This is a genomic window from Streptomyces sp. NPDC005899 (assembly GCF_040629645.1).
Lineage (GTDB): Bacteria > Actinomycetota > Actinomycetes > Streptomycetales > Streptomycetaceae > Streptomyces.
Window position 1 is genome coordinate 1 of record NZ_JBEXWB010000290.1, and the last position, 8,282, is coordinate 8,282.

The 8,282-nt window shown below is 70.6% G+C and carries 11 protein-coding genes; 6 read left to right on the plus strand and 5 right to left on the minus strand.

Annotation, left to right across the window (positions count from 1 at the left end):
• Positions 1–141: 141 nt before the first annotated feature.
• The 4 genes from ABZ371_RS25225 to ABZ371_RS25240 all read right to left on the minus strand — a co-directional run bounded on the left by ABZ371_RS25225 (position 142) and on the right by ABZ371_RS25240 (position 2,775).
• Positions 142–618, minus strand: a complete 477-nt coding sequence (locus ABZ371_RS25225) for a MarR family transcriptional regulator (protein ID WP_358683571.1) — start codon at positions 616–618, stop codon at positions 142–144.
• Positions 619–713: 95 nt separating this feature from the next.
• The gene (locus ABZ371_RS25230) at positions 714–1,496 is read right to left on the minus strand and encodes an AIM24 family protein (RefSeq protein ID WP_358683573.1); all 783 of its coding nucleotides are present in this window, start codon (positions 1,494–1,496) and stop codon (positions 714–716) included.
• Positions 1,493–2,143, minus strand: coding sequence for an AIM24 family protein (locus ABZ371_RS25235; protein ID WP_358683575.1), 651 nt, complete (start codon positions 2,141–2,143; stop codon positions 1,493–1,495). The genes ABZ371_RS25230 and ABZ371_RS25235 overlap by 4 nt, the downstream gene beginning before the upstream one ends.
• Positions 2,143–2,775 (minus strand): AIM24 family protein, encoded by a 633-nt coding sequence (locus ABZ371_RS25240; protein ID WP_358683591.1) that lies wholly within the window; start codon positions 2,773–2,775, stop codon positions 2,143–2,145. The genes ABZ371_RS25235 and ABZ371_RS25240 overlap by 1 nt, the downstream gene beginning before the upstream one ends.
• 230 nt (positions 2,776–3,005) lie before the next feature.
• On the opposite strand from ABZ371_RS25240, the gene ABZ371_RS25245 reads away from it, so the two are divergent.
• The 5 genes from ABZ371_RS25245 (at position 3,006) to ABZ371_RS25265 (ending at position 6,608) form a co-directional block, all read left to right on the plus strand.
• On the plus strand, positions 3,006–3,356 hold the full coding sequence (locus ABZ371_RS25245; RefSeq protein ID WP_358683577.1) for a DUF3817 domain-containing protein: 351 nt from the start codon (positions 3,006–3,008) through the stop codon (positions 3,354–3,356).
• Positions 3,353–3,646: an MTH1187 family thiamine-binding protein gene (locus ABZ371_RS25250; protein ID WP_358683579.1), complete on the plus strand. Its 294-nt coding sequence runs from the start codon at positions 3,353–3,355 to the stop codon at positions 3,644–3,646. Before ABZ371_RS25245 ends, ABZ371_RS25250 begins: the two co-directional genes overlap by 4 nt.
• A gap of 178 nt (positions 3,647–3,824) precedes the next feature.
• Complete coding sequence (locus ABZ371_RS25255; protein WP_358683581.1) at positions 3,825–4,334, plus strand: MarR family transcriptional regulator; 510 nt, start codon at positions 3,825–3,827, stop codon at positions 4,332–4,334.
• A 156-nt stretch (positions 4,335–4,490) separates the two neighbouring features.
• A complete protein-coding gene (locus ABZ371_RS25260; RefSeq protein WP_358683583.1) occupies positions 4,491–4,823 on the plus strand; it encodes a DUF3817 domain-containing protein in 333 nt (110 codons plus the stop codon).
• Between the two features lie 84 nt (positions 4,824–4,907).
• On the plus strand, positions 4,908–6,608 hold the full coding sequence (locus ABZ371_RS25265; RefSeq protein ID WP_358683585.1) for a methylmalonyl-CoA mutase family protein: 1,701 nt from the start codon (positions 4,908–4,910) through the stop codon (positions 6,606–6,608).
• Positions 6,609–6,748: 140 nt separating this feature from the next.
• Here the strand turns inward: ABZ371_RS25265 and ABZ371_RS25270 are convergent, their stop codons facing one another.
• Positions 6,749–7,441, minus strand: coding sequence for a TetR/AcrR family transcriptional regulator (locus tag ABZ371_RS25270; protein WP_358683587.1), 693 nt, complete (start codon positions 7,439–7,441; stop codon positions 6,749–6,751).
• Positions 7,442–7,756: 315 nt separating this feature from the next.
• Between ABZ371_RS25270 and ABZ371_RS25275 the strand changes: the two genes are divergently transcribed.
• Positions 7,757–8,282 (plus strand): thioredoxin domain-containing protein (locus ABZ371_RS25275; RefSeq protein ID WP_358683589.1); only part of this gene is annotated, 526 nt, incomplete at its 3' end.

An 8,282-nucleotide genomic window follows, 5' to 3' on the forward strand; every position in this document is an offset into this window, starting at 1 on the left:
GGTGGGTGCGCCGGGCCTGGGCCCCGCCATCGGCGAGGTCGCGGCCCGCCACGGCGGCACTCCCACGGTCGGGGCGTCACCGCGCGGCGGGGCGGCCTCCGCCCCGCGGGTGCCGGGCCGCCGCGCCTGAGGCTTCGGGTGTCAGGGCTTGCCGCGCCGGCCGCGCAGGTGGTCGGCGATGGGGGTGAGCGCCGCGTGGAGTTCGGCGAGTGCCTCGGGCGACAGCAGGTCCATGAAGTGCCTGCGCACCGACTCGACGTGGTGCGGCGCGACCTTCCGCATGGTCTCGGCGCCCAGGTCGGTGAGGACGGCGAACAGCCCGCGCCGGTCCGACTCGCAGTGCTCGCGCCGCACCAGGCCGGCCGTCTCCATGCGGGTGATCTGGTGCGAGAGCCTGCTCTTGGACTGCAGGGTGGCCGCGGCGAGATCGCTCATACGCATGCGCTGCTCGTCGGACTCGGAGAGGTTGACGAGGATCTCGTAGTCGTTCATGGTCAGCCCGAACGGCTGGAGGTCTTTCTCCAGCTGGTGCGTCAGCAGTCTGCTGACAGCCAGGTGGGCGCGCCAGGCGCACTGCTCCGCATCGGTAAGCCAGCGGGTGGCCGTCTCGGTCTCCATGTATGAATTCTACCTAAGAAGTTGAAAGCCGGACGAACTGTGAGGGTGTGACGCCCGGCACGCGCGGCCCGGCGTCACACTCCGCAGAGTACCGTTCACAGTCCGAAGCGGCGCTGGAGGTCCCCCAGCTGCCCCGGCATGCGCGGAGTGGACCCGGGCTGCCCCGCCCCGGGGGAGTGCTGTCCGCCGCCCGGGACCCCCGGCTCGTTCGGGGTCAGGCCCGTCGCCTGCTCGGCCATCAGCACCTCGGTCGACTGGAGCAGCACCGTACCCGCGCCCATGAACTCGAACTGGTGCTCCTCCCCGGAGGTGCCGCCGATCCCGGTCAGGGACCGCAGCCCGCCCATGACGCCCCTCATGTACCCGTGGTCGTAGTGGTGGCACGGCGAGGGGCAGTCCGCCCAGCCCACCAGCGCCTGGGGATCCACCCGGAGCGGCGGCTCCATGAAGACGACCGGGCCGTTGGACGCGGCCACGAACTTCCCCGTACCGATCAGGGTGAGGAAGCCGGGCACGATCGACTGCTTCAGCGCCAGTGTGGGCTGGTACGCCAGCAGGTTGCCGGACCGGATCGTCAGGTTCCCGTCCTCCAGGTCGAACGAGTTCACGTCGAAGGCCCGGTCCGCGAGCAGCATCTTGCCGCTGCCCTCGGCCACCACCCAGTCGCTCGCGTGCAGGGGGGAGTGGAAGCTCGTGCGGATCAGCCGATCGAAACGGCCGTGCCCGATGCCGTTGAAGTCGATCCGCCCGTAGTAGGCGATCATCTTGCCCTTCTGCAGGAACCACTGGCTCCCCTTGAGCTCCACGCAGAAGGTGTAGGCGTTGACGTTGTCGTCGGACGGCAGGGTCACGGGGTCGAAGATCACAGGGGTGCTCACAGCTTCTCCTCCGACGCCTGGACGTACACCGCGCCACTGCCGCTGAGCTCCAGCTGGAACGCCTCGCCGGAGCCGCGTCCCACCATGTCACGCCAGCCGAGCGCCGTGGACAGCTTGTTGGTCACCTCGCCGTGGTGCGCGACGTACGCCTGCGGGTCCACGTGCACCGGGCGCCCCGGCACGATCGGCAGCTCGATCACCCCGCCGTGGGCCATCACCGCGACCGCGCCGTGGCCCTCGAGCGTCGTCGTGAACAGGCCCTGACCGGTCACCTGGCCGCGCACCATGCCCATCACGCCGCCCTGCGAGCCCATGAACATCGTGCCCTGCCGGAGCGTCCCGTCGAAGGCGAGCAGCCGGTCGGCCTCCACGTAGAGGGTGTCGCCGGACAGCCCGATCACCTGGATGTGGTGGCCACCGTGGCCGAACATCACCGTGCCGTCCCCCTCGACCGTCATCAGCGGGGTGGACTCGTTCGCCACCCGCCGGCCGATCATGGACGCCAGACCGCCCTGGCCGCCCTGGATGTTCGGGGTGAAGGAGACGTCGCCCCGGTAGGCGAGCATCGCCCCGCGCTGGCTGTACATCTTCTGGCCGGGCAGCAGCGTCGCCTCGACCATCTTCGCGTTGATCTCACGGAACGGCATCAGACATCGCCCCCGACGGTGTTCCGCTCGCTCGGCTGCACGTAGACGAGGCCGTCGCCCTCGAAGCGGATCTGGAACGACTCGCCGGACCCCTCGCCCATGAAGGTGCGGAAACTCACGCCCGACTGGAAGTGCTGCCGCAGATCGCCCTGGTGCGCGATGTAGGCGCCGGGGTCGACGTTGAGCGGGTACTGGGGCGTCACCCGCAGCACCACGGCCGAACCGTCCGACATGATCGCCGCCTGACCGCTGCCCTCGACGGTCGTGGTGAACAGGCCGTTGCCGCTCGCCCCGCCCCTGAGACCGGTGAACGTGGTGCCGGTGCGCAGTCCGGCGTCGGCCGCCAGCAGGTTGCTGGCCTCGACGTACAGTGTGTCGCCGCGCAGCGAGACCAGGTTGATCTCGCTCGCGCGGTCGGCGAAGTAGCAGGTGCCCTGCCCCTTCACCTCCATCATCGTCATCTGCTCGCCGGTCAGCCGGCGGGTCACCATGCCGCGGATCCCCTCACCGCCGCCGGACATCTTCTTGAACGCCATCCGGCCGTCGTACGCGACCATCGAGCCGTTCTTCGCCTTGACGGCGTCGCCTGTCAGATCGACGGCGAGCGTCTTGCTGCCTTGGAGTCGGAACATCGCCACGGTGCGACGGTAGCCGCACCCTGTCGCGGCGGACAGGTCCCGGGGGACGATCGGGCCCCCGACATCACCCTGATATGCGCCGTTACGCGCACACGGGGCGTTTCCGGCCCCCGCCACCGGGGCGGGCCGGGGACGATGCCACAATGAGTGTGCTTGTGCTCGCGTTCACAAGCCTGTGCCCGCGTTCACCGGCCGACTCGACCCCTCCCACCGAAGGTGCCCTCGTGGACATCAAGACCGCTTCCGCCCTGCACCGGCTGCGCCTCATCTCGCTTCCCGAGGCGCTGTCCTTCCCGGCGCTGATCCTGTTCGGCTCGGTGCTCAGCCGGGTGTCGGACATCGACTTCCTGATGATGCCGCTCGGCATGCTGCACGGCATCCTCTTCACGCTCTACCTGGTGTTCCTGCTGGACGTGTGGGTCAAGGCCAAGTGGCCGTTCAAGCGTGTCGCGCTGTTCTTCCTCCTCGCCGTACTGCCCTTCGGCGGCCTCTACGGCGAGAAGCTGCTCAAGAAGTACGAGGCCGACGGCGTCATCGCCGCCCGCGCCCGCCGCGAGGGCGTGGTCAGCGCATGATCGTCGCCTTCTCCGTCAGCCCGCTCGGTGTGGGCGAGGACGTCGGTGAGTACGTCGCCGACGCCGTACGGGTCGTCCGCGCGTCCGGGCTGCCCAACCGCACGGACGCCATGTTCACCTCGATCGAGGGTGAGTGGGACGAGGTCATGGACGTCGTCAAGCGGGCCGTCGCCGCCGTCGAGGCCCGCGCGGGCCGCGTGTCCCTGGTGCTGAAGGCCGACATCCGGCCGGGTGTCACCGACGGCCTGACGTCCAAGGTCGAGACGGTCGAACGCCACCTGGCGGAATGAGCCCCCTCCCCACTCCCGCGCGCCAGGCGGTGCGGGAGGGGTGCGGGGCCCTCCCGCCGCTCCCGGTGCGCGGTCGGGACCGCGCGCCGGCCGGCGCCGGAGCCGCGCGTAACAGGCGTCCGGTACCGAAGTTCGAGACGGAGCTGACCGGCATGTGACCAGTGGGTAAGGTCGTGCCGTGCCGAAGCCGCTCAGCCTGCCCTTCGATCCCATCGCCCGCGCCGACGAACTGTGGCAGCAGCGCTGGGGACCGGTGCCCTCCATGGGGGCCATCACGTCGATCATGCGTGCGCAGCAGATCCTGCTCGCCGAGGTGGACGCGGTGGTCAAACCGTACGGGCTGACCTTCGCGCGGTACGAGGCCCTGGTCCTGCTCACCTTCTCGCAGGCCGGCGAGCTGCCGATGTCCAAGATCGGCGAGCGCCTCATGGTCCACCCGACGTCCGTCACCAACACCGTGGACCGCCTGATGCGCTCCGGGCTGGTGGCCAAGCGCCCCAACCCCAACGACGGGCGCGGCACCCTCGCCTCCATCACCGACAAGGGCCGTGAGGTCGTCGAGGCGGCGACCGAGGACCTGATGGCGATGGACTTCGGGCTCGGTGTGTACGACGCCGAGGAGTGCGCCGAGATCTTCGCGCTGCTGCGGCCGCTCCGGGTGGCGGCCGAGGACTTCGAGGAGAAGTAGCCGCACGGGGCGGGCGGCCGTGGGACACGTGGCCGCCGGGGGCCCGGGACCGCGGGTGCGCGGGCGGGCTCCACGCGGTGCGGTCATCCGGCGGGCGGGCAGCCGCGGGGCGGGGCGCCGCAAGATCGCCCCGGCCGTCCGGTTACGCTCGATGCCATGAAACGCAGTGTGCTCACCCGCTACCGGGTGATGGCCTATGTCACCGCCGTCATGTTGCTGGTGCTGTGCACCTGCATGGTCTTCAAGTACGGCTTCGACACCGGTGAGGGCCTGACGCTCGTCGTCTCCCAGATCCACGGTGTCCTCTACATCATCTACCTGGTCTTCGCCTTCGACCTCGGTTCCAAGGCGAAGTGGCCGGTCGGCAAGCTGTTGTGGGTGCTGATCTCCGGCACGATCCCGACGGCCGCGTTCTTCGTCGAGCGCAAGGTCGTCCGCGAGACGGAGCCGCTGATCACCGACGGCTCCGCGCGGCCCGTCCGGGCCTGACGGCCGTACCCCGAACCGCCCCGCGCGAAGCGCCGGGCGGTTTGCCATCGACATTTACTAGGACGTCCTAGTAAATTTGTCCGTATGAACGCTGACGCGATCGAGGAAGGCCGCCGCCGCTGGCAGGCCCGTTACGACAAGGCCCGCAAGCGTGACGCGGACTTCACCACGCTCTCCGGGGATCCGGTGGAGCCCGCGTACGGGCCCCGCCCCGGCGACGCGTACGAGGGCTTCGAGCGGATCGGCTGGCCCGGCGAGTACCCCTTCACCCGAGGGCTGTACCCGACCGGCTACCGGGGCCGCACCTGGACGATCCGCCAGTTCGCCGGCTTCGGCAACGCCCAGCAGACCAACGAGCGCTACAAGACCATCCTCGCCAACGGCGGCGGCGGCCTCAGCGTCGCCTTCGACATGCCGACCCTGATGGGACGCGACTCCGACGACCCCCGCTCGCTCGGCGAGGTCGGCCACTGCGGCGTCGCCATCGACTCCGCCGCCGACATGGAGGTCCTGTTCCAGGACATCCCGCTCGGCGACGTCACCACCTCGATGACGATCAGCGGGCCCGCCGTCCCCGTCTTCTGCATGTACCTGGTCGCCGCGGAGCGCCAGGGCGTCGACCCGGGCGTGCTCAACGGCACCCTCCAGACGGACATCTTCAAGGAGTACATCGCCCAGAAGGAGTGGCTCTTCCAGCCCGAGCCGCACCTGCGCCTCATCGGTGACCTGATGGAGCACTGCGCCCGCGACATCCCCGCCTACAAGCCCCTGTCGGTCTCCGGCTACCACATCCGCGAGGCCGGGGCGACGGCCGCGCAGGAGCTCGCCTACACCCTCGCCGACGGCTTCGGCTACGTGGAGCTCGGCCTCTCGCGCGGTCTCGACGTCGACACCTTCGCCCCCGGCCTCTCCTTCTTCTTCGACGCGCACCTCGACTTCTTCGAGGAGATCGCCAAGTTCCGCGCCGCCCGCAGGATCTGGGCCCGCTGGATGAAGGAGACGTACGGCGCGAAGACGGACAAGGCGCAGTGGCTGCGCTTCCACACCCAGACGGCCGGGGTCTCGCTCACCGCCCAGCAGCCGTACAACAACGTGGTGCGGACCGCGGTCGAAGCGCTCTCCGCCGTCCTCGGCGGCACCAACTCCCTGCACACCAACGCCCTGGACGAGACGCTCGCCCTTCCCTCGGAGCAGGCCGCCGAGATCGCCCTGCGCACCCAGCAGGTGCTCATGGAGGAGACCGGCGTCGCCAACGTGGCCGACCCGCTGGGCGGTTCCTGGTACGTCGAGCAGCTCACCGACCGCATCGAGGCCGACGCCGAGAAGATCTTCGAGCAGATCAAGGAGCGCGGCGTCCGGGCGCACGCCGACGGCAGGCACCCCATCGGGCCCATGACCTCCGGCATCCTGCGCGGCATCGAGGACGGCTGGTTCACCGGCGAGATCGCCGAATCCGCCTTCCGTTACCAGCAGGCGCTGGAGAAGGGTGAGAAGCGGGTCGTCGGCGTCAACGTGCACCACGGATCCGTCACCGGTGACCTCGAGATCCTCCGGGTCGGCCACGAGGTGGAGCGCGAGCAGGTCCGCGCGCTCGGCGGGCGCAAGGCGGCCCGCGACGACGCACGGGTGAGCGGCGCGCTCGACGCGATGCTGGCCGCCGCGCGCGACGGCTCGAACATGATCGGCCCGATGCTGGAAGCCGTGCGCGCCGAGGCGACCCTCGGTGAGATCTGCGGGGTGCTGCGCGAGGAGTGGGGCGTCTACACGGAGCCGCCCGGCTTCTGACGGACCGGACGCGCGCTCCCGGCCGGCGCTCTCCGCCCCCGGTGCCACGTGCGGCTACGGGCGGTTCCACGTGAGCGACGTGGAGCATCCCGGCCCGGTGCCGAGTCGGGCCGGCCACGGCGACGTGGGGTGCCGGGACGTCAGGCCCCGGCACCCCGATCCGGCGCCGTCTCCACTTCCTGTTCCCTCTCCGCTTCCCCCTCCGCCTCCGCCACCGTGGCGTTCAGGCCCGCCAGCAGCAGCAGGGTGAAGTGCCGGGCCCAGGCGCAGTCCACGGGCTCGGCGCTCACCAGAGCCCGGTGCACCACGGCGCCCGCGATCACGTCGAAGATCAGGTCGGCGGTGCGCGCCGCCACCGCGGGATCCGGCTCGGCGGGCAGTTCGCCGCGCTCCTGGGCGCGTTCGCGGCCCTGGAGGACCAGCCGCTTCTGCCGCGCCACGATCGAGTTCCTGATCCGGTCCCGCAGGGCCTCGTCCCGGGTCGACTCCGCGACGACCGCCATCAGCGCGGTCTTCGTCTCGGGCCGCTCCAGCAGGGCCGCGAACTGCAGGACGACCGCCTCGACGTCGGCCGCCAGGCTGCCCAGGTCGGGCAGTTCGAGCTCGTCGAACAGCACCGCGACCGCGTCCACGACCAGCTCGTTCTTCCCCGCCCAGCGCCGGTACAGGGTCGTCTTGGCGACCCCCGCGCGCGTGGCCACGTCGCTCATCGTCAGTTTCGACCAGCCGAGGTCGACCAGCGACGCACGGGTCGCCTCCAGGATCGCGGCGTCGGCCGCGACGCTGCGTGGACGTCCCGATCGGGCGGGTTCTGGGGGGCTGTCGCTGAGCATGCGGCGACCATACCGGCCGGTAAGTACCGCTGACCGGCCCCGGTGCCCGTGAGACAGATCACCGGGCGCTCTTGCCCCGGAGGGGGTGTGGGCAGTTACGCTACGGGTCGTAGCGTAAGACGGCGGCTCGCCCGCCGTCGCGCCACGACCGTTCGACAGCCACAGCGCCGGGTGGGGACCCGGTGCGGAAGTACGGGGTTTTCAGGGCCTCGGAGCCGTATCCGCCCACGGGCCCCGCACACCGGTGTGGCTCGAGGCGGAGGCGGTTCGCGGATCGCTTTTCGCAACAGTGCGCCCAGGGGGGAGGATGTACGCATGCAGCCTAGGAACATGTCCATGAGCGGCGTCGTCGACCTCGCCGCTGTGAAGGCGGCCGGCGAGGCCAAGGCGAAGGCGGAGCAGGCCCGCGCCGAGTCCGCCCGGCAGGGTGGCGGCGGTGCCGTGACCCCCGCCTCCCTGGTGATCGACGTCGACGAGGCCGGCTTCGAGACCGACGTCCTCCAGCGCTCCACCGAAGTGCCCGTCGTCATCGACTTCTGGGCCGAGTGGTGCGAGCCGTGCAAGCAGCTCGGCCCGCTCCTCGAGCGTCTCGCCGTCGAGTACAACGGCCGCTTCCTGCTGGCCAAGGTCGACGTCGACGCCAACCAGATGCTCATGCAGCAGTTCGGGATCCAGGGCATCCCGGCCGTCTTCGCCGTGGTGGCCGGGCAGGCCCTCCCGCTCTTCCAGGGAGCCGCGCCCGAGAGTCAGATCCGGCAGACGCTGGACCAGCTCATCCAGGTCGGCGAGGAGCGCTTCGGCCTCACCGGGATCGTCGTCGACCAGGACGCCGCGGCCGGCG